Raw genomic sequence first — 21,942 nt, 5'->3', positions numbered from 1 at the left:
TAGGCTGGGAAACGAGCTTCTGTTAATAGCCCATAGTAAGCTAGAAGTGGTAGACGAATTGCGCTGAGTTCGTTGGCTCGTAGCGTTAGAGTGCTAGCTGTGTTGAGGATTATACAGTGTGCTCCTATAAGAAGGGAGTACTAGGCCGTACCGGGTTATTCATTCCCGGGTTTATTGGTAAGTTGGCTCATGCTCTCTTGCAGGCGGGCCAGCTCCTCTTGCACGATTTCGGTGAAGCACGTACGCATCGTGGCCTGGAAACGAGAGGCCTGTTCTGTATAGGGCTTGAAGTTGCCGTTGTAATACGTTTCGGCGGGCGTGGTGGAGGCTGGGGACCGGCCCGCTCCAGGCTCCACAAACGCAAAGTCTTTCACCTCGTACCGGTAGCGGCCTTCGCGCACCGAGATGGTGGCAGCGTACCGCAGCTCACCCAGCACGGCCTGCCCGCCCCACTCGTATGCAAACGGGCAGGCACCCGTCGTCTTAACCACTTCCGTATCGGGCCCGCTCGTGCTGATGGGTAGCTGGCCGGCCGGCGTGACCCGCCGGGCCCACGCACCGGCGCGCAGCACCAAGTCTGCCTGAATTACTCCAGCCACCGGCACTACTGCCGTATACACGAAGCGGTGCGTTCTGGCGTAAAGCGGCCCGGTTGACCTGGCCTGCCCGCACGCAGGGCTAGCCAAGCTGCTGAGGCAAACCAACAGCAGCCACTGGAGGCGGGCAAGTACAACGCAATACTTCACCCAAATAGACCTAAGCAGGGCAATGATGCATAATCACGGCAACGCGAAACGAAGGCAGCAAAACCCTACCAACCGGAACCATCACGGCAGTGGCCTAAGCTACCACTTTCTCGGGGCTGTGCTAACTACCAGCCTACTGGTTAGTTCTGACATGCACGAGTAGAAACCGTTGCTTTAAGGAGCTAAAAAGGGCGTAAGTTCCCCTGAGTACGTTAGGGTGAGCTGGTGCATAGCCCGGGTACAGGCCACGTAGAGCATGCTTTTATCAACTTCCGTTTTGTAGTTGCGGGCAGAAGCAAAGGGCACAATAACCTCATCAAACTCCAGCCCTTTCGCCAGATGGGCCGTGGTAATGATAACCCCTTCCTTAAAGGACGAAGACTCCTCCGTAAGCAAATGAATGCCCGGAGCCTGGAGCGCCTCGAACACCTCTTCTGCCTGCCGAAGAGTTTTGCAGATAACCCCCAGCGAGTGGTTGCCCGACGCTTGAAAGGCCGTTACCAGCTGCTTAATGGCCGTTAACTCTTCTGTTGGGCGCTCAAAGCGAGCTGTGGTAGGCTCCGGGCCGTGCCTTTCCAGCGGAATGATATGGGGATTGGGAGTAATGCGTTGCGCAAAGGCAGTAATTTCTACCGTTGAGCGGTAACTGCGGTAAAGCTTAACTACATCAGCCTGCGGGAATACGCGCTCAATGGTTTCGGCTGAGGAAGCGCTGTACGGGTTCACCGTCTGGCTCACATCACCAAGAATGGTTTTGCGGCAGTGAAAAACCCGCGACAACACGGCGTACTGCACCGGCGTGTAATCCTGCATCTCATCTACCAGCAAGTGCTTTACCTGATCATAAGAGGGTAGTCCTTCCAGGCGCAGGTGCAGGTAAATCAGGGCAAACACATCGGCGTATTCCAGGGGCTGCGGGTGGGCTAGCTTCAGGAGCTCGGGCCGGCCAAGCCAGCGGTAAAAATCGCGGTATAGGTCTAGCACCTGATGAAACCTGAACATGCGAGGAATGCCTTCCCCAATGGTGGCTTTCTCGCGCCCGCTCAATTTGCGGCGCACGGCATCGCGCACGTAGGCCCTAACATCATCGGCTACCAGCGCAAACCGCTTGAGCATCGGTACGCGGTGGTAGGTTTTAAATTTTGCCTGAATCAGGGCGCTGGGTACCACCGTAGAGCCCACTCGCAACTCAGTAACGGTAAAGTAGTTGTTCTCAATATACACGAGGTACTGGTTCAGCTTGCTGAGAAACTCAAACGAAGACTTGAACTGAATGCGCTCAATAAATGCCGGATCGTGCCGCTCCAGCAACGCCGATACCTGCTCAAAAAAGGTCTGGAACGCGTAACGGTTGCCAAGCAGGTCGGCCGCCAGCTCTTCCATGCCCATCTCAGGAATGTGCTCTTCCCCCAGCTCAGGCAACACGTTGGAGATGTAGTCGGCGAAGACCTTGTTGGGAGAAAGTATGAGCACGTCTTTGGCTCTTATGGTTTCCCGGAAGCGATACAGTAGAAAAGCAATCCGATGGAGGGCAATAGACGTTTTACCTGAGCCCGCCACACCCTGAATAATCATCACCGGAGCCGTTTCGTTGCGAATTACCGCGTTCTGGTCCCGCTGAATGGTGGCGACAATGTTCTTCATCTTGTCGTCGGAGGACTTGGCTAGCTCCTGCTGCAACACATCATCGTGGATGTTCACGTCACTGTCAAGCATGAACTCCATTCGGCCGTCGCGGATCTTGTATTGCCGCTTGAGCTCAATGGTGCCCTGTACGGTGCCAGAAGGAGTGGAGTAGGAAGCCTCGCCCAGCTCAAAGTCGTAGAACAGCGAGGATATAGGGGCCCGCCAGTCGTAGATCAGGTTCTGGCGCTGTTGCTCTTCAAAGAATGAGTACACCCCAATGTAAACCGGCGTTTTCACCTGGTTAGGGGTTACAAAATCAATGCGACCAAAGTAGGGTGACTGGCCTAGCTTGAGCAGCCGCCGCTTCCGGGCCACGGCACCTTCGCCCGTGAAGGCCATGCGGTTAATAGATTGGCCCGCGGCTACCATGTCGGCTTCGTCCATGCCCGACTGGTGCTCATGGATATATTGCTTTTTCTGCCGCAGCTCGTCGGAGAATTGCTTTACGGCCTCATCTACCCGCCGGATGGCCAGCGTCAGCTTCTCCTTAATTTCTTCCAGGTATTCTTTTTCTTCCGATTCGGTTACGTTCATCACGGGCGGTTCTTCTAATGCGGACCTTAAAGGTGACACCAAAATCCGGGCTATAGAAGAAGTAGCCCCATTTAATTGGGTGAAGCGGCTGTACCTAGGTGCTCTGCTGACGGGTTTACTGAAGCGTAACCAGTAGGCAAATTGAGTGGCCTACCATTGCTGGGCCAGCTCCCGTTTGGTCTGGCCACCTAGAACCCCCTTTGGTAAGGGGCGTAAACTCAGGGTACGTCGACGTGAATTCTGCCTTCTATGCCCCACCTAGACCCCGAAAAGAAGCAGCTTCAGCATGAGCGCTACCAACTTCTGCAGCAACTCACCAACTGGCTAGAAACGCCCATGCTGGTGCTGGGCTTTGGCTGGCTGCTGCTGCTGGGAGTAGAGCTCCTCTGGGGGCTTACTCCGGTGCTGGAAATGGTGGGCACCAGCATCTGGGTGATTTTCATCCTGGATTTTCTGCTAAAGTTGCTTTTGGCGCCTCATAAACTGCGGTTTCTCAAGCGCAACATCATCACACTGATTTCACTGCTGGTGCCAGCTCTGCGCCTGTTTAGGCTGGCGCGCGTGTTTCGGGCGGCGCGGGCAGTGCGGGGCCTACGGCTGGTGAAAGTGGTAGGCTCCCTCAACCGCGGCATGAAAGCACTGGCAGCCAGCTTTGGGCGGCGCGGCGTGGGCTACGTGCTGGGCCTGACGGGCGTGGTGCTGCTCATGGGCGCGGCCGGCATGTATGCCTTTGAGAAAGATGTGCCCGACGGCCTAAAAACTTACCCCGAGGCCCTGTGGTGGACGGCCATGCTGCTCACCAGCATGGGCAGCGACTACTGGCCCCGCACCGGCGAAGGCCAGATGCTGTGCTTTCTGTTGGCGCTGTATGGCTTTGCCGTATTTGGCTACTTCACGGCTACTCTGGCCACGTTTTTCATGGGCCGCGATGCCGAGAACCCGCAGGCGGAAGTGGCCGGAGCCGATGCCGTAGCAGCCCTGCATGAGGAAGTACGCCAACTGCGCGCCGAGCTTCGGCAGTCGAGAGGGCTTGTAAATTCAGCAAGCCCTCCCAAGCCTGACTAGGATAGGTGGTGTGTTGGGGCGGTACCCAACCAGAAGGGCTACTCATGCAACACTCACGCCGGCGCTATGTCCCTTGGCTGCCGTGATGTAAGTTGCAGTCCGGCTTTGTTATGTGCCGCTTCTATGCTGAAACGACTTCTCCTGCTGCTGGCCGCTGGGCCCGCTTTATCACCTGTTGTTCGGGCCCAGCAACTGGCGCCGCTTACCGTTGAGAAAATCATGCGCGACCCCGCGCAGTGGATTGGTAGCTCACCCAGCAATATTTATTGGGCCGAGGATGGCAAGCGCATATACTTTACCTGGAACCCCGAAAAGGCCCGCCGCGACTCGCTCTACAGCATCAGCCCCAGCGGCGGCAGCGCCCGCAAGGTAAGCCAGCGGAAGCAACGGGAGTTGCCCGCCCCCGGCGGCGAATACGACCAGCGCCGCACCCGCAAAGTGTATGAAAAAGACGGCGACATCTACCTGCTCGACCTTAAGACCCAGCGCGTGCGCCGCATTACCAGCACCGCGGAGCGGGAGCTAGACCCCACGTTTGCCTTGCAGGGCCGGCTTATCAGCTATACCCGTGCCGGCAACCTCTACACCTGGGACCCCACCACCGGCGAAACCGTGCAGCGCACCGACTTCCGCCGCGGCAACAGGCCTACGGATGGCTCTTCTGATAAATCAGATAAGTTTCTGAAGGCCCAGCAGCTGGCGCTCTTTGATATCATCCGGCAGAAAGACCAGGATGCCAAGGCCCGCCAGCGTCAGCAGAAAGCCCTGGCGCGCCTGCGGCCCAAAGCCATTTGGCTGGGCCAGCAGTCGGCTCGTAACCTGCGCCTCTCACCCGATGGACGCTACGTAACCTACACGCTGGTGCAGGAGCCCAGCGGCGAGAAAGTAGCGCTGGTGCCCAATTTTGTAACTGCCTCTGGCTTCACCGAAGACATTAATACGCGCACCAAAGTAGGGGCCCCCCAAACCGCTTACCAGCTAGGCCTGTATGATATTGGCCGCGACACGACATTTGTGCTGGGCTACCGTGAGCTGAAGGGGTTGGATGAGCAACCAGCTTACCGCAAGGAGTACCAGCTGCAGCCCAAGGCCCCCGCCCCCGCCGACTCTGCCAAAGCCACTACTGCCAAGAAAGAGAAGCCGGCCAATGAGCTGCGTCGCGTAGTGCCCTATGGTCCTTTCTGGTCTGAGGATGGCCAACGGGCGTTTCTCGTGATTCGCAGTACCGATAACAAGGACCGATGGATTGTGGGCCTCGACCCTGCCACCCAGAAGATCACCCTGCTCGACCGCCAGCACGACGATGCCTGGATTAACGGCCCTGGTATTGGCTACGAGGAAGGCAACGTGGGCTGGCTGCCCGACTCGCGCCGCATCTGGTTCCAGAGTGAGGAGAGCGGCTACAGTCACCTTTATACCGTTGATGTAACCACCGGCCAGAAGAAGGCCCTGACCAGCGGCAAGTTTGAGGTGCAGAAAGCCCAGCTCAGCCAGGATAAAAAGACTTGGTACCTCACGGCCAATAAAGTGCACCCCGGTGAGCAGCACTTCTACCGCATGCCCGTAAGCGGTGGCGCCCTGACGCAGCTTACCTCCCTGCCCGGCGGCAGTGAAGTAACCATCTCCCCCGATGAGAAAATGCTGGCCGTGCGCTACAGCACGGCCAATACCCCCTGGGAGCTGTACGTAATGGAGAACAAGCCCGGCGCTAACATGCGCCGCCTTACCCACAGCACCACCCCCGAGTTTGAAAGCTACGCCTGGCGCACGCCTGAGGTTATTACCATTAAAGCCCGTGACGGGGCCGATGTGTACGCCCGCCTGTACCGGCCTACCAGCCCGCAGGCCCAAGGCCCAGCCGTAATTTTTGTGCACGGTGCCGGCTACCTGCAGAATGCTCACAAGTGGTGGAGCACCTACTTCCGTGAGTACATGTTCCATAACCTGCTGGTAGATAAAGGCTATACCGTGCTGGATATTGATTACCGCGGCTCCGCCGGCTACGGCCGCGATGTACGCACGGGCATCTACCGCTTTATGGGTGGCAAAGACCTCTCCGACCAGGTAGACGGCGCCAAGCTCCTGACGGAGAAGTACGGCGTGAACCCGCAGCGCATCGGCATTTATGGGGGCAGCTACGGCGGCTTCATCACCCTGATGGCCATGTTCACCCAGCCTGATGTGTTTAAGGCCGGCGCGGCCTTGCGCTCCGTAACCGACTGGGCCCACTACAACCACCCCTACACCGACAACATCCTCAACGAGCCCTACAACGACTCCCTGGCTTACGTTCGTTCATCCCCAATTTATTATGCCAATGGCCTGAAAGGAGCCCTGCTGATGTGCCACGGCATGGTAGATACTAACGTGCACTTCCAGGATATTGTACGCCTCACCCAGCGCCTTATTGAGCTGCACAAAGAGAACTGGGAGCTGGCAGTATACCCCGTTGAAAACCACGGCTTCGAGGAGCCTGCCTCCTGGACGGATGAGTACAAGCGGATTCTGAAGTTATTTGAAACCAACCTCAAACCCACTGGAGCGGCTGGGGGGAGTACGGGGGGGCAGTAAGCTTAAGCTTACTGTTGTGGCTAGAAACAGGTAGGCCGGCACTTCTGCAAAGGAGTGCCGGCCTACCTGTTTCTGGTGAGCCTCACTTACTTATCGGTGTTGCGGTTGAGGCGGTAGGCCACGTTGAGCTGAAACTGCTGGGTGCGATACGAATACAGAGTAGTATTTACCGCCGCAATAGTGTTGTTGTCGCGGTTGTACAAGACTCGGTTGATAGTAGAGGGGTCCTCAACAGTATCGGAGAAGTAACGCCAGTTAAGCGTGCCCGTCAGGCGTCCGCGCCGATAGCCCAACTCTGCATAAGGGGCAAACTGAGAATTGCTGTTTACCAGTACGCGTGCGTCGGGTAGGCGCAGGCCTCTGAACTCCCGTTGGCTGGCGTCGGGGAAATCTACCCGGCTCGGCAGGGAAGAGTTGTATTGCAGTGCCAGCCCTGCGCCCGCAACTACCTGGCCTAGGCCTACGGGGCGGAACAGCCGGAACCCTAGGGCCACGGAAGGGAGCGTCCTGGCGCCCACCGTGTAGGTTTTAGTGGGGTAAGTGGCCTGATTAGTTGAAAAAGCAGCAGTGTATTGGCTACGCCGCCGAACTTGCCCTTCTAGGTGCAAGGCAAACCGCCGGCCCGGAAACAAAGCATCCAAGTAGGCGCCGGCTACGGGACGCACCCCACGCTCAAGCTGCGCGCCAGACAGGTAGGCTTGCTCCAGATTAACATCCTCCAGGTTTGCTCCCGGACCCGGGTAGTTTACGTCGGTTGTGATGTAGCTTGGCTTGGAAAAATGGCTGTTCACGAAGCTGGCCCCCGCTAGCACGCCCACCTCTAAGCGCATTTTTCCGGCCCCCGTAACTGCAGGCTGGGCTCCGGGCTCTGGTTTGAGAGCTGGCAGGCCCAGGCACTCTGTTTTGTAGGCCACTAAAAAGGTGCGTAAGCTGGCGGCCTCAAAACGTAACTGGTTCCAGCGCTGCGCAACAGCTGGGCACTCCGGCTGCAGGTATAGCCGCAGCTGCTCCCGAAAATTATTCACCTGGCTAAGTATCTCTCGTCCATCGGCATTGGTGCGCGAATACACGCGGTTCACCAGTTCTAAGGGGGCTTGGCCCGCCCGCTGCACAAAATAGTGAGGGCTCGTACTCCGGAAAGCAACCGTCAGGCTAAGAGGGCCATCCAGCAGCAATTCTGTCAGCAAGGTATCCGTTACCATTCGGGTGCGGGGCGCATCGCGCTGCACATAGGTGCGGCGGCTTTCAGCGGCAGCATCATACGATAGTACCTGCGCCCGCCATTGCCGCCCACTGCTTAGCCCGAAACCACGGAGCGAGCGTGTAGATACATTCATAATGGCTGCCGTCGGCTGCGACCGGAACCGCAACTCACGGGGCGCATCCTCCCAAAACTCATTTTCAATGGTGCCGCGCAGCGTGTCACCGGCCTGGCGCACTAAATAGCCCGGCTCAAACTGCTGCGCCTGCGCCGCCACAGTTACCAGCCCCAATGCGGCAATAGTGAGTAAATTTTTACGCATAAGTAGTGAAGCTTGAACAGAACCCTTGCGCTGGCCTACACCCTATAAGCCAACACTTGCTCTGGCTACTTGAGTGGTTGTGAAATCACGTAGCCAGCCAGCTCCTGAAGATATAGCACAAGGATACGCAAAAGGGCTTCCGGAACTATGTAGGCAACTCAACATAATAGGGGCTCTATCTCATGCTATTTATTCAGGCGCAATAACTGCCTCAAGCGGCTCTGGCTACCACAGTGGCTGCGTCAGAAGGCACAACAGTGAACGAACCTAGGGGCGACCGACTCTGCTGATTATTTCTGAGGCTTCTATCCATGTATAAAACTCGTAGCTTTGCGGCCCTGCCCGGCCTTTCGCCAGGGCGGGGCAGGGGCTGCCGGCCCCTCGCGTACTTCTACCTTACAAGCTGATGCCCTACCTGTTCACCTCCGAATCTGTTTCGGAAGGCCACCCCGATAAAGTAGCCGACCAGATATCCGATGCCATCCTCGACGAATACTTGCGTCAGGACCCTACGGCTAAGGTGGCCTGCGAAACCCTGGTTACCACTGATTTTGCGCTGGTAGCCGGCGAGATTAAATCAACGGCCCACGTGGAGGCCGAGCCCATCATTCGGGAGGTGATTCGCCGTATTGGCTACAACAAGCCCGAGTATCTGTTCAACGCCGATACCTGCGAGGTAATGAACCGCCTGCACGAGCAGTCGGCTGATATCAACCAGGGCGTAGAGCGTGCCAAGCCCGAAGAGCAAGGTGCCGGCGACCAGGGAATGATGTTCGGGTACGCTACCCGCGAAACCGACAACTACATGCCGCTGGCGCTTGACCTTTCGCACCGTTTGCTGCGCGAGCTGTCGGCCATTCGCAAAGCAGGCCAGGAAATGACCTACCTGCGCCCCGACGCCAAAAGTCAGGTAACCATCCGCTACAACGACGATAACACGCCGGAGGCCATTGAAACCATTGTGGTAAGCACCCAGCACGATGATTTCGACCAGAACGAGCAGGTAATGCTCAGCCAGATTGAGCAGGATATCAAGAGCATCCTGATTCCGCGCGTGAAAGCTCAACTCAGCCAGGAGGTACAAGCCCTCTTCACGGAAGACATCAAGTACCACATAAACCCCACAGGTAAGTTCGTGATTGGTGGCCCCCACGGCGACTCTGGTCTCACGGGCCGCAAGATTATTGTGGATACCTACGGGGGCAAAGGTGCTCACGGTGGCGGCGCTTTCTCGGGCAAAGACTCTTCCAAGGTTGACCGCTCAGCAGCCTACGCCGCTCGTCACATTGCCAAAAACCTGGTAGCAGCCGGCGTAGCCGATCAAGTGCTGGTGCAGGTGGCCTACGCTATTGGCGTGGCCGAGCCAGTGGGCGTGTTTGTAACTACTTACGGCACTACCAAAGCTACCGGCTCGTTCGGTCATCAACTCACCGACGGCGAAATTGCGGGCAAGGTGCAGCGCATTTTTGACCTGCGCCCCTACGCTATTGTGCAGCGCCTGGGCCTGCAGAACCCCATCTTCGCTGAGTCTGCCGCCTACGGGCATATGGGCCGCCAGCCCGGTACCAAAGAAGTACAGCAAGCCGATGGCTCCACTAAAACCGTGGAAACCTTCACGTGGGAAAAGCTGGATTACGTTGACAAAATCAAGGCTGAATTCGCTCTGTAGAATAGCTTAATTGCACAAAAAAGCCCCGACTGCATTGCAGCAGTCGGGGCTTTTTTGTGCAATTAAGCAGCACCAAGTGGCCTAGCCAATACTGCTAGGCCACTTGGCGGAAAGCTTAGTGGCTCACGAGCTTGTCTTTGTACTTGGTGATCTGACGTTTTAGGCTATCGGCGGCGGCATCGGCAGCGGCCTCAAACGTGCCGGCATCTTCCTGGGCAAAAAGCGTGGTGCCGGGTACGCGCACTTTCACTTCTACCGTTTTATTGTTTATACCATCCTTGTTATTCAGGCGCATAATCACTTCGCCTTCCGTGACGTGGTCATAGAAGGTCTCAAGCTTATCAAGTCGCTTCTGGATGAAGTCAATCAGTTTTTGGTCGGCATCAAAATGCACCGATTGCATCTGTACTTTCATCGGATGTTGGGTTAAGGGTAAAAGAAAAAATCAGGCCTTTGGATGAGCCTTTTCAAATACTGATTTGAGCTTGTCAATACTTAAGTGGGTGTATACCTGGGTAGCCGCCAAATTAGCGTGGCCCAGCAACTCCTTGATAGCGTTCAGGTCAGCCCCTTTGCCTAGCAAATGCGTGGCAAATGAATGACGTAACACGTGCGGATGCTGCTGACCAGAAGCCGTAGTAATCTGGCTTAAATAGTGCTTTACCGTGCGATACACAAACTTTTCGTAGAGCGGCTCTCCTTTGTCCGTAACGAGGAGCGCCCGTCGGGCGTTGCTGTCCGAGCTAAATTCACGTTGCTTATGCGCTATATAGCGCTCCAGCACTAAAAGCAAGGTGGGGTTTAGCGGCACGAGGCGCTGCTTATTGCCTTTGCCCGTTACGCGCACGGTTTTACCAGCCAAGCTAATGTCTTCGTGGCCGATTCCAATCAGCTCCGACAAACGGATGCCCGTGCCGTAAAGCAACTCCAGAATCAGCTGGTCGCGGGAGCCTGCCAGGTCTTGCGGAAACTCAAACGTGTTGAGTAGGCCATTAAGCGAATCCTCCGCTACAAAGTCGGGCAGCTTCTTGGCTACCTTAGGCGAAGTAATGCGCAGCATGGGATTTTTCTGAATGACCCCGGTACGCAGCAGGTACTTGTAGTAGGAGCGCAGGCAGGCAATCTTCCGATTCACCGTACGCGGATCCTGATGCTGCTGCATAAGGGCTACCACCCAGGAGCGGATGAGCATGTGGTCGGCCTGCGCCGGATCCTTCAGCTCATAAGTGGCTTCTAGGAAAGCAGAAAACTGTCGCAGATCGGTTTGGTACGAGAGTACCGTGTGCGGACTGTAACGCCGCTCGAACCGCAGATAATCAAAAAATAATTCCATACGCTAAGACCCAACAGCTGAGCTGTGGATACTCAATGTATGGAATTCAACGGAAGAAAAAAACGAAATAGTTGGGCATGAAAAAGCCGGCTGTTGCGCTACAGAAGCGCAAATCAGCCGGCTTTTCTAGCTTATAGAAAGCTTCCTGAGACTATTGGCTAGCCTCGTTGCCATACGTTACCTGCTTGTAGATAGCTTTCTGCTTCTGCTTGCGGTTCGTGATGGAAGGCTTCTGGAAAAACGTGCGGCGACGCAGTTCTTTCAGCACGCCAGTGCGCTCGAATTTCTTCTTGAAGCGCTTGAGCGCACGGTCAACCGACTCGTTTTCTTTGATTTGTACGATGATCATATCTTCAGTGAGGTTGAAAACTTTCCTGGCTAGAGGGCTGCAAAGATAAGGAACTCTACGTGGTAGATGCAAATGGTTTACGGATTAACTAAGATTCAATAGTTTATCTGCTCCATTTTAACGCTAGGCCACTCCGCACATCCCTAAGAGCAACTTACTGCTCCCAGCGCCTGCACGCTACTTCAGAATAGTACGGGCAATAACCAGTTTCTGAATTTCAGAGGTGCCCTCGCCAATCGTGCACAGCTTAGCGTCGCGGTAATACTTCTCCGCCGGATAGTCTTTGGTGTAGCCATAGCCACCAAAAATCTGCACTCCTTCGTTAGCCGTGCGCACAGCTACTTCTGAGGCGTATAGCTTAGCCATTGCTGACTCCCGGTTTACGTTCAGGCCGCGGTCTTTCATATCGGCGGCCCGGTAAGTGAGCAATGAAGCCGCTTCAATCTCGGTAGCCATATCGGCTAGCTTGAAACCGATACCCTGGAAGTTGCTGATGGGCTGGTTGAACTGGTGGCGCTCCTTTGAGTATTGTAGTGCAGCCTCATAGGCACCCTGCGCAATACCCAGGCTCAGGGCTGCAATGCTGATACGACCACCATCCAATACTTTCAGCGCCTGCACAAAACCGTCACCTACCTTACCAATGATATTCTCCTTGGGTACGCGGCAGTCGGTGAAAATAAGCTCCGTGGTCTCGGAGGCCCGCATACCTAGCTTGTCCTCTTTGCGGCCGGCTTCAAAACCAGGCGTGCCACGCTCAATGATAAAAGCAGTCATGCCGTGCGAGTCGCCTACTTCCCCCGTTCGGGCAATAACTACGGCTACATTGCCAGTTTTGCCGTGGGTAATGAAGTTTTTGGCACCGTTAAGCACATAAAAGTCGCCGTCTTCAACAGCCACTGTGCGCATATTGCCAGCATCAGAACCCGTATTAGGCTCCGTTAGGCCCCAGGCGCCAATCCACTCGCCAGAGGCCAGCTTCGGGAGGTATTTGTGTTTCTGCTCTTCGGAAGCATGTTGCAGAATATGACCAGTGCAAAGCGAGTTGTGCGCCGCCATGCTCAGGCCAATGCTACCGTCAATTTTAGAGAGCTCTGCAATAGCAGTTACATACTCCACGTAGCCGAAGCCAGCCCCACCGTACTCCTGGGGCACCAGCACGCCCATGAGGCCTAGCTCGCCGAGTTTGTGAAAGACGTCAGCAGGAAACTCCTGCGATTCGTCCCATTTCATCATGTTGGGCTTGATGTGTTGCGCGCCAAAATCGCGCACCATCTGAGCAATCATTGTCTGGTTTTCTGTAGCGACCAGTTCCATAAGGGGGTGGAGTAAGGGTGGGGTGGGAATGCAGAGTGAACAGGACAGCGCCCGTTTTGGGTCCGCGAAAGTACGATTTTATGAGGGCAGAAACCAGTACAGGATTTAGGGATGAAGTGGCCCGGATTTTGAAAGGGCGCACCGATTCGGTTACTTTGATAGTTCTTTCCCGGAATTCCTCTTGGTGATTTTGGGTTTCACATCAAGTCCTGACCTTGAACCCGGTCCTCCGGTTTGCATGCAAAAAGACACGTTTTCCCGCCTGCTGCGCCTCTGTGTGTTATGCGTTTGCGCCGCGCTGCTCTCCTTCTCCTGTACAACTTCTAAGCTGCGCCAGCAAAACATATTGTTTCGCACTACTGGCGCCGGCGCTTTGGATACGGCCCGTTTACGGGACGTAGTTAACCGGGCTGAGCGGAATTACATCATCCAGCCCAACGACTACCTATATGTTCAGGTTGCAACCAACAAGGGCGAGCGAATTATTGATCCTAATGGAGAACTGGGCTTTGGGTCTCCGGGAGGGATTAATGGCGGCGGTGCTAACAGACAGCCACTTGGTCGTTCCGGATCAGCGGGCGGGCGCAACAACCAACAGCAACAGCAGGGTTCTGGTCAAAGTGAGTTTTTAGTGCAGCATGATGGCATGATCAGGCTGCCAATGATTGAACCTCTGCGTATAGCGGGGTACACGTTGCTGGAAGCAGATAGTGTATTGCAACTGCGGTACAGTGTTTACTACAAGGACGTATTTGTCCAAACGCGGGTCAATAATAATCGGGTGGTAGTAATGGGTGCTGTTGCTGGTGGACCAGGGCAGGTTATCCCGCTGTATAACGACAATATGAACCTACTTGAAGTGTTGGCTTCGGCAGGTGGTATATCAGGTGGCTACGTCGGAACAACGTCTGCTAGTGGCCAGTCAGGGCGCGCGGATAATATCCGTCTAATTAGAGGCAACCTGAAAAATCCACAGGTGCAGATTATCAATCTAACCACCATTGATGGTATGCGGCGGGCAAGCTTACAGGTTGAGCCTAACGATATTATCTATGTGGAGCCCATACGCCGACCAGTGTATGAAACGTTGAGTGATGCACAGCCTTACTTTGGTTTATTGGGAACACTAGTAGGTGTCTTCACGACATTTCTCCTTGTCCGTAATGCCATCATTTCGAAGTAGGCTTTCCTTTTATTTACTGAGCACCTGCCTATATGGCTCTGAACGAAGAAGCTGAACTGGAAGAGTTAGTCCGTAATGCCGGGGGTGAGGCGGATGAAGACGAAGGCGGCGGATTAGATCTGACTACCCTGGCAATGGTGGCTCGTAAGAGTTTGCCCTGGGTATTACTTTTAGTAGCGCTGGGCTTGCTGTGTTCTTGGTTGTTTTTACGCTACACCAGCCCCGTTTACCAGTCGTCATCTACCCTTAAAATCGACGAAAAAACTGAGGCTGGCGTACTGGGCCTTGAAGGGCTTGGCAAGATGGTAGAGCAAAAGCAAACTATTGCGCAGCTCTCCGGAGAAATAGAGCTGATTAAGTCTGATCTGATTTATCGTCGGCTACGCGACTCGCTTGACCTAGAGGTAAACTACTTCGCGGAGGGTACCGTGCTGGAAACGGAGCTTTATCGAGCTTCTCCTTTTAAAGTAGTTTATGAAACGAAAGCTGGTGGTGCCGGCCAGCTTAATACAAAGTTTGGGCTCCGGTTTCTGTCGCCTCAGCAAGTAGAGCTGACCTACCAAGAGGCAGGGCAAGAGCGCACTGAGAAAGCTGCTATTGGAGAAATAGTAGAAACCGCTGGGTTGCGCCTCAAGATTGAGCAAACGCCTCTGTTCCGTCCAACAGACGTGGATCGGAGCTTCTATTTCATAATTAGAGATGATGGTTTCATTAACGGTTACCTTAGCTCTAACCTACAGGTTCAGGTAGTGAACCCAGATGCCAACACCATCAGCATCTCGTTTACTGACCACAATCCACTTAAAGCACATGATATTGTGAACAAAGTGGATACGGCTTATCTGGTTGAAAAGATCCAGCGCAAGCAGGAGCAGTCGGCCAAAACACTCCGGTATTTGGCTGAACAGTCGGAGGAGAATCGCCGGCTTTTGCGCCAGGCAGAAGAGCAGTTGCAGGACTACATGAAGCAGAACAAGCTGTTTGATGCTGAAAGTGAACTGGGAAGCCTCACCACACTGCTGAGTACTCAGGAGGAGGAGCGGCAAAAGCTCCAGGAGCAATTGTCGCTTCTGCGTAACCTAAACGGACAAATAGAGCAGAACCGGTTTGTCGCTGTAGAAGGGGTATCTGCTGAGCAAAGTATTCCGGCCCTAGCAGAAATTAAGGCTCCCGAGCTTTCTGAGCGAGTATCTGAACTGTACGACCTACAGTTACAGATCAATCGGATTTCCAACTCCTACACACCTGAAACGCAGACAATTAAGAATCTGCAACAGCAGATTGCCTTTGTCAAGCGCAACATCATACAGTTGCTCCGCCAGAATCAGCAGTTATTACAACGCCAGCTGGATCAGATGAATGGCAAAGCCAACGAGTTACAAGGGCGCTTAGCTGAATTGCCAGAGATTAAAACGCAGATTGAGCGTTTGCGCCGTCCGCGCGAGCTATATGAGAAGTATAGCTTGCTGATGATGGACAAAACGCTGGAATATAATATTGCTAGGGCTGGTATTACTGCTGATTTCCAGGTGCTGTCACCAGCGAATTTGCCTAGCGCACCTATTGCTCCAGTACGTACGATGGCTTATGCTATTGGGCTGGCAGCTGGGTTGATACTAGGACTGGGCTTGATTGCCGTGCGGTACCTGCTGCATAATACGGTAACAAGCGTAGCGGAACTGGAGCGTAATACTTCTTCCCCGGTGCTAGGAGTCATTCCTACCTACGACAAGGAGAAAATGTCAGTGTCCAAGCTGATAGTGGATAAAAATCCTAAATCGGCAATTTCAGAGGCTATCCGCTCTATCAGGACAAACCTGGAGTTCATGGCTTCGTCTAAAAAGAAGCGTTTAATTTCTGTAACGTCCACTATTAGTGGAGAAGGGAAAACCTTTGTAACGGTAAACCTGGCTGGTATTATTGCTGCTTCAGATCAGCGGGTAATAGTACTGGACCTGGACATGCGCAAACCAAAAGTGAATCTGGCCTTTGAGGCTGAAAACACTAAAGGCGTAAGCACTATCCTGATCGACAAGCACTCCTGGCAGGAATGTGTGCAGCACACTAGTATTCCTACGCTGGACTTTATCTCTGCGGGCCCAACACCACCCAATCCATCAGAGCTGATTTTGAGCTCTCGATTTGATGATCTGATTGAGCACCTGTATCAGTTTTATGATGTAATAATCATTGACACCCCGCCGGTAGGATTGGTGACGGATGGCATCCTGATTATGCGGAAGGCCGATGTGCCGATTTATATTGTTCGGGCTAACTACTCTAAAAAGGCCTTCCTGAAAAACATCAATAAACTGGTTCGGGTGAATGGCTTTACCAAAATCACTACCATTCTCAACGATGCCAAAGCCAGTGGAATGTATGGCTATGGCTACGGTTATGGCTATGGGCAAGGCTACGGGCAGGGGTACTACGAAGAGACAGCGCCCCAAGCAGGGGTAGTAGAAAAAATCCGCAAGCGGTTCTCTTAACATTGCTCTTTCGGTAGTATGGCTTCTTTCTTCGAGAAACTATTTGGCACCAAGCCCACCATTGCCTCCTCTCAGGAGGCAATGGTGGGCTTGGCCGTATTGGGAACCGATATGCACTCCCACCTGCTACCAGGCCTCGATGACGGAACTGAAACCCTGGAGCAGGCGGTAGAGTTGGTGAAAGCCATGCAGCAACTGGGATACCGCAAGCTAGTAATGACCCCACACATAATGGGCGATTTTTACCGCAATACCCCTGAGGGTGTGAGAGGAGCCCTATCCGCATTGCGGAAGGCGGTGGCAGCAGCCGGTGTTACCGGTGTTGAGCTTGACTGTGCAGCTGAGTATTACCTGGATGAGTGGTTTGGGCAAAAGATGGAGGCCAAGGAGCCTTTATTGAGCTTTGGAGGAGATAAGAACTACGTGTTGGTAGAAACTTCTTACATCAACGAGCCCTTCAACTTCGCTGATACTATGTTTCAGCTCAAAGCCTATGGGTACCAGCCCGTATTGGCTCACCCAGAACGATATACTTACTTATATGGGCGGTTTGAGCAACTAGAAAGCATTCGGGAGAGTGGAGTGCTACTGCAGGTGAATCTGAACTCTCTCGCTGGCTATTATTCAGCTGGGGCCAAGCGAGTGGCAGAGAAGATGATTGACGCCGGGATAGTAGACATGCTGGGTACGGATGCTCACCATAGCAAGCACACCGAATTCTTACGTGCCAAGGTATTATCTAGCAGTTATCTACAAAAAGCTCTATCCTTGCCTCTGCTCAACAATACGTTGTAGGCTCGCTTGTATAGCTGATAGCTTGTTTGAGTTTACAGCCTCAATTTGCTTGCATGATATTCGTTACCGGAGGTAGTGGCCTAGTAGGCAGCTTTTTGATTGCCGAACTGATTGCGCGGGGCGAGAGCGTTAGGGCGCTGTACCGAGGCGAGAATACTCCGCAAATACCCGGCGCCGATCAGGTAGAGTGGGTATCTGGCGACCTGCGCGATGCCCTGGGCCTGCGGGTAGCCTTAGCAGGTGTAACCCATGTGTTCCATTGCGCCGGCTTGGTCTCCTATGCCCCGCAGGATGAAACAGCCTTGCAGCAAATTAATGTGGAAGGCACCGCTAATGTAGTAGATGCCTGTTTGGAGCGGCCCGGCATTCGGTTAGGGTACGTGTCATCGGTGGCAGCCCTGGGCAGCAAGCCTGGGGAGCAGCCAACCGGTACGGTGCAGCTAGACGAAAGTGCTAAGTGGGACCTAGGAGCGGAGCATAACGCGTATGCTACCTCTAAATACTTGGCAGAGCTGGAGGTATGGCGGGGTATTGCGGAGGGGCTGCAGGCTGTGGCGGTTAACCCATCCGTAATTTTGGGACCCGCCGACTGGAACCGTAGCAGCACCCGGCTCTTCCGATACGTCTACAACCAGCACGCCTTTTACACTCCTGGCAATATTAATGTGGTTGACGTGCGTGATGTAGTGGACATGCTAGTGCGGCTGACTCTGGATACGACTATCAGTGGGGAGCGGTATGTGTTGAGTGCTCAGGCTATACCTTTGCACGAGTTTCTGGGGCAGGCGGCTGCTTGCTTCCGCCGCAAAGCCCCAACCGTAGCGGTGCCGGAGTGGGCCGCTGAAACCATTTGGCGTTTTGAGCACGTGCGTTCGGTATTAACGGGGGCTAGGCCACTAATCACGAAAGACACCGCCCGAGCTGGCCGGCACCCAGTTGAGTACAGCGCCCTTAAAGTGCAGCGCGTACTGGGCCAGTCGTTCCGGCCTGTGGCGAATACCATTGCGTGGTGCTGCGAAGAACTGATGGCCAAGAAGCAACCAACTAAGCAGGTGGCCTGACCCAACTGGCTACGCCTGCCAAAGAACTTTTACGAAGCGAATTATGGCCTGAACCAGCGTGCCTCCGGTGCGGTTGTTGTATATTCAGGACCGACACCTTATTTGGGTGAGATACGTCGCTCACCTTTGCGTAGCCTGCCAGAATGGCGGCTACGTGCCGATTGTAGCAGCATGAGAATGAATGAGAATTTTGAGGACCGGGATGAAGTACTGGATACCGTGCGCCGTTTTGAGCGGATGGTAGCTCAGAACGAACCCGTGTTTTTTGACCTGGCCGATTTTGAGAACATCATCGACCACTATACCACCAACACTCAGTACGACAAAGCCTTGCAGGCCTGTGAAGCGGCCATTGCGCAATATCCTTTCAGCACTGAGCTGCTCATTGACCGCTCCCAGGTGCTTGCCATGAAAGGCGAGTACGGAGCAGCCGCCCAGCAGATTGAGGACGTAGCTCAACTCGACCCCGATAACCCTGATGTGGCTGTAACGCGCGGCATTATTGCCACCCAAAAGGGCGACTTTGCCGAGGCTGTGGCTTTCTTTCAGCAGGCCGCAGAGCACACCCAGGACCGCGACGATATTTTCTTTAACCTCGGCCTGGCCTATCAAAGCTGGCAGAAGTTTAAGAGTGCCGCAAAGTACTACAAGCAGAGCCTGCGCCTTAACCCTGATAATGATGTGGCGGTGCAGGAACTGCTGTACTGTCTGGAAATAAGCGAGCGGCTGGAGAAAAATCTGGAGTTCTTCCGGCGCTTCACCGACGACGACCCTTATTCAGCGGTGGCCTGGTACAACCTAGGCCAAGCGTATTACCGGGCTGGTAAGTTCGATGATGCCATCAGTGCCTTTGACTATGCCATTCTCATTGATGCTAAATTTCATGAGGCGCATGGTTTCTTGGCTAGCACCTACGTTAGCTTGGAGCGCTACCGCAAAGCCATTGAAGAGTTTGAGCTGAGCTACCCTGAGGGGCAGCCCACGCCGGAAGCTTTATGCAACATTGGCGAGTGCTACGAAAAGCTTGCCGAGTGGGATAATGCCCGCAAATTCTACCAGCGCGCTATTGACCAAGATGCCACTATTGATGAGGCGTGGTTCGGGATTGGTATTGTGATGAATGCGCAGGAGCGTTACTTTGAAGCTATTCACTTCTTCCGGAAGGCGGTGAGCCTGTATGAGGAAAGTGTGGAGTACTGGCTGGCTCTGGCCGCGGCTGAGTATCAGATTGGCAATGTGGTATCCTCGATAGAGGCCTACGAGCGCGCGACGCAAGTGGCGCCGGATAACAAAGATGCTTGGCTGAACTGGAGCATTTTGCTCTATGAGCAGGGCAATTTTGATGGTGCCATTGACCTGATGCGCAATGCCGTAGAAATTCAGCCGGCTGAAGCAGAGCTGCACTACCGGTTGTGTGCTTATTTGCTAGCCGCGGGCCGCTACCGCGAAGCCTACCAGTGCCTGGAAAATGCGCTGGTACTTGACTTTGATAAACACCGGTTGTTGTTTGAGTACTTCCCAGAGCTAGAATCGCAACAAGCGCTGGCTAAGCTGATTGATCAGTACCGGAAATAACCGCTGCTCAACAAGCTGTAACAGGCGCCCCGCCGGCGTGGTGATACCACTAAGCCAGCGGGGCGCTTGGCGTTTCCGGCTGTTACAGAATTCGGGCGTACTTTTGGGCCCGCCGGGTGCCTACTGTAATGCATGAGGCAGCTGCCGGCGCAATACGTTCGTTTAGTATCCAGAAAAACACTTAGAATGAATTACACCCTCAATCAACTCCCTGAGCGTACCGAAAAACCCCGCGAGCAAGGCTTTACCATGGTAATGGACAAAGGCCTGAGCGTGCGGGAAGTGGAAGATTTCCTGGAGGTAGGTGCGCCCTACACCGATATTGTGAAGCTGGGTTGGGCTACTTCTTTTGTAACCCCCAACCTGAAGCGCAAGCTGGCCGCTTACAAGGAGGCGGGCATACCGGTGTATTTCGGCGGAACCCTGTTTGAGGCATTCATCATCCGCAACCAGTTCGATGACTACCGCCGCCTGCTAAGTGAGTTTGGGATGGAATATGCCGAGGTGTCGGATGGCTCCATTGACTTGAACCACGACCGGAAGCTGGAGTATATTCAGCAATTGTCGAAAGACGTGAAGGTGCTGTCGGAAGTAGGCTCAAAGGACGCGGAGAAGATCATTCCGCCCTACAAGTGGATTTCGCAGATGAAAACCGAGCTGGAAGCCGGCGCCATTAAAGTTATTGGCGAAGCCCGCGAAGCTGGTAACGTAGGCCTGTTCCGCAGCACGGGCGAAGTGCGCTCGGGTCTGGTGGAAGAAATTCTGACTCAAATTCCTTTCGAGAAAATTCTGTGGGAGGCCCCACAAAAAGCGCAGCAAGTGTGGTTTATAAAGCTGCTGGGCGCCAACGTAAACCTGGGCAACATTGCGCCCAATGAAATTGTAAGCCTGGAAACCATCCGGTTGGGCCTGCGCGGCGACACGTTCACGCACTTCCTCGACATGGACGCCGTGCACGAAGATTTCCGGCCAGAGAAGCCCACTGGCAAGCCGGGTACCTCTATGCCCCGCGGCTAACAGCCAAGCCTATCAAGCGAAAAGCCCACTGCCTATCAGCGCAGTGGGCTTTTTATATATACTAACTCCCCCGAGAAGTGCCTACTTTTCCGGTATGCGCTACCTTATTTCTCTATTCTCGCTACTACTACTGGCCTACAGTACCCTGGCGCAAACAGCGCCGGTGGGTGGTGGCCGGGTAGAGCATTTGGCTGATTTCCAGTCTAAGTACGTGCAGCCACGCAGCGTAGATGTATGGCTGCCAGCTGGCTACCCCAAGCCTGGTATGAAGTACCCCGTACTGTACATGCACGATGGGCAGAATCTTTTTTCACCCGTAACAGCCTACGGTGGGGTAGCCTGGGAGGTAGATAGTGTACTCACAGCCCTCAATCAGCAGGGGCTCGTGCGTGAGTGCATAGTAGTAGGCATCTGGAACGCCAGCTTGCGCATGCGAGAGTACACGCCAGCAAAACCGGTTGGCTTGCTCACCGCCACCCAGCGCCAAGCAGTAGAGCAGGAGCAAGGTGGCCCGCCGCTGTCTGATGACTACCTGAAGTTTGTAGTGACTGAACTCAAGCCCTACATCGACGGGCACTACCGCACCGCCGCCAGACGTACCAGTACTTTTATTGCGGGCTCTAGCATGGGAGGCCTGATTTCCCTGTATGCAGCGCTGGAGTACCCAAAGGTATTTGGGGGTGCGGCCTGCTTGTCTACGCACTGGCCCCTGAGCTTGCAGAAAAACAACGCGGCCTTTACCGACGCTCTAGTGGCCTACCTGCCCGCCAAGCTGCACCATCAGCCCCGGCCGCTGCTGTATTTCGATTATGGTACGGCTACCCTGGATGCGTGGTACGCAAACCACCAGCTGCGCATAGACCAGGCGCTCATGGCAGCAGGCTACCCAGCGCATAAGTATATGACGCGCAACTACACGGGTGCTGCTCATAACGAAGCCGCCTGGAAACGGCGCGTGGCAGTGCCCTTGCAGTTTCTGTTGTCGGCTCGCCCCTAGGCCACTCTGCACCTGATGGACCTTAACGTAAG

The 21,942-nt window shown here is 54.4% G+C and carries 17 protein-coding genes; 10 read left to right on the top strand and 7 right to left on the bottom strand.

Going from position 1 to position 21,942, the window contains the following annotated elements; translation table 11 throughout:
* Positions 1-155: 155 nt before the first annotated feature.
* Positions 156-686 carry a hypothetical protein gene (locus HMJ29_RS04450; RefSeq protein WP_171590336.1) on the bottom strand — a complete coding sequence of 177 codons (531 nt, stop codon included), beginning with the start codon at positions 684-686 and terminating at the stop codon, positions 156-158.
* A 234-nt stretch (positions 687-920) separates the two neighbouring features.
* Positions 921-2,966, bottom strand: coding sequence for a HelD family protein (locus tag HMJ29_RS04445; protein WP_171590335.1), 2,046 nt, complete (start codon positions 2,964-2,966; stop codon positions 921-923).
* Positions 2,967-3,215: 249 nt separating this feature from the next.
* Here HMJ29_RS04445 and HMJ29_RS04440 point away from each other — a divergent pair, with 249 nt between their 5' ends.
* Together HMJ29_RS04440 and HMJ29_RS04435 are read left to right on the top strand one after the other, a co-directional pair.
* Positions 3,216-4,031, top strand: a complete 816-nt coding sequence (locus HMJ29_RS04440) for an ion transporter (RefSeq protein ID WP_171590334.1) — start codon at positions 3,216-3,218, stop codon at positions 4,029-4,031.
* A 123-nt stretch (positions 4,032-4,154) separates the two neighbouring features.
* Positions 4,155-6,602, top strand: a complete 2,448-nt coding sequence (locus HMJ29_RS04435; protein WP_171590333.1) for a prolyl oligopeptidase family serine peptidase — start codon at positions 4,155-4,157, stop codon at positions 6,600-6,602.
* An 86-nt stretch (positions 6,603-6,688) separates the two neighbouring features.
* On the opposite strand, the gene HMJ29_RS04430 is transcribed toward HMJ29_RS04435, so the two are convergent.
* Entirely contained in the window at positions 6,689-8,125 is a 1,437-nt protein-coding gene (locus HMJ29_RS04430) for a hypothetical protein (protein ID WP_171590332.1), read from the bottom strand.
* Between the two features lie 406 nt (positions 8,126-8,531).
* On the opposite strand from HMJ29_RS04430, the gene metK reads away from it, so the two are divergent.
* Positions 8,532-9,794 (top strand): methionine adenosyltransferase, encoded by a 1,263-nt coding sequence (gene metK / locus HMJ29_RS04425; protein ID WP_171590331.1) that lies wholly within the window; start codon positions 8,532-8,534, stop codon positions 9,792-9,794.
* A 115-nt stretch (positions 9,795-9,909) separates the two neighbouring features.
* Here the strand turns inward: metK and hpf are convergent, their stop codons facing one another.
* The 4 genes from hpf to HMJ29_RS04405 all read right to left on the bottom strand — a co-directional run bounded on the left by hpf (position 9,910) and on the right by HMJ29_RS04405 (position 12,793).
* Complete coding sequence (hpf, locus tag HMJ29_RS04420) at positions 9,910-10,209, bottom strand: ribosome hibernation-promoting factor, HPF/YfiA family (protein WP_135529833.1); 300 nt, start codon at positions 10,207-10,209, stop codon at positions 9,910-9,912.
* Between the two features lie 30 nt (positions 10,210-10,239).
* Positions 10,240-11,127 (bottom strand): tyrosine-type recombinase/integrase, encoded by an 888-nt coding sequence (locus HMJ29_RS04415; RefSeq protein ID WP_171590330.1) that lies wholly within the window; start codon positions 11,125-11,127, stop codon positions 10,240-10,242.
* A 151-nt stretch (positions 11,128-11,278) separates the two neighbouring features.
* On the bottom strand, positions 11,279-11,476 hold the full coding sequence (rpsU, locus tag HMJ29_RS04410; protein ID WP_088844346.1) for a 30S ribosomal protein S21: 198 nt from the start codon (positions 11,474-11,476) through the stop codon (positions 11,279-11,281).
* A gap of 177 nt (positions 11,477-11,653) precedes the next feature.
* Positions 11,654-12,793 carry an acyl-CoA dehydrogenase family protein gene (locus tag HMJ29_RS04405; protein WP_171590329.1) on the bottom strand — a complete coding sequence of 380 codons (1,140 nt, stop codon included), beginning with the start codon at positions 12,791-12,793 and terminating at the stop codon, positions 11,654-11,656.
* Between the two features lie 238 nt (positions 12,794-13,031).
* Here HMJ29_RS04405 and HMJ29_RS04400 point away from each other — a divergent pair, with 238 nt between their 5' ends.
* The 7 genes from HMJ29_RS04400 (at position 13,032) to HMJ29_RS04370 (ending at position 21,910) form a co-directional block, all read left to right on the top strand.
* On the top strand, positions 13,032-13,976 hold the full coding sequence (locus tag HMJ29_RS04400) for a polysaccharide biosynthesis/export family protein (RefSeq protein ID WP_171590328.1): 945 nt from the start codon (positions 13,032-13,034) through the stop codon (positions 13,974-13,976).
* Between the two features lie 32 nt (positions 13,977-14,008).
* A complete protein-coding gene (locus HMJ29_RS04395) occupies positions 14,009-16,465 on the top strand; it encodes a GumC family protein (RefSeq protein ID WP_171590327.1) in 2,457 nt (818 codons plus the stop codon).
* An 18-nt stretch (positions 16,466-16,483) separates the two neighbouring features.
* Positions 16,484-17,260 (top strand): tyrosine-protein phosphatase, encoded by a 777-nt coding sequence (locus tag HMJ29_RS04390; RefSeq protein ID WP_171590326.1) that lies wholly within the window; start codon positions 16,484-16,486, stop codon positions 17,258-17,260.
* 53 nt (positions 17,261-17,313) lie between these two features.
* Positions 17,314-18,321, top strand: coding sequence for an NAD-dependent epimerase/dehydratase family protein (locus HMJ29_RS04385; RefSeq protein ID WP_171590325.1), 1,008 nt, complete (start codon positions 17,314-17,316; stop codon positions 18,319-18,321).
* A 177-nt stretch (positions 18,322-18,498) separates the two neighbouring features.
* On the top strand, positions 18,499-19,896 hold the full coding sequence (locus HMJ29_RS04380) for a tetratricopeptide repeat protein (protein ID WP_171590324.1): 1,398 nt from the start codon (positions 18,499-18,501) through the stop codon (positions 19,894-19,896).
* 186 nt (positions 19,897-20,082) lie between these two features.
* Positions 20,083-20,913, top strand: a complete 831-nt coding sequence (locus HMJ29_RS04375; RefSeq protein ID WP_171590323.1) for a phosphosulfolactate synthase — start codon at positions 20,083-20,085, stop codon at positions 20,911-20,913.
* Positions 20,914-21,007: 94 nt separating this feature from the next.
* Positions 21,008-21,910, top strand: a complete 903-nt coding sequence (locus tag HMJ29_RS04370) for an alpha/beta hydrolase (protein WP_171590322.1) — start codon at positions 21,008-21,010, stop codon at positions 21,908-21,910.
* Positions 21,911-21,942 lie beyond the last annotated feature (32 nt).

Source organism: Hymenobacter taeanensis (genome assembly GCF_013137895.1).
In the GTDB taxonomy this organism is placed as follows: domain Bacteria; phylum Bacteroidota; class Bacteroidia; order Cytophagales; family Hymenobacteraceae; genus Hymenobacter; species Hymenobacter taeanensis.
This window is presented reverse-complemented; position numbering and strand designations above follow the sequence as displayed.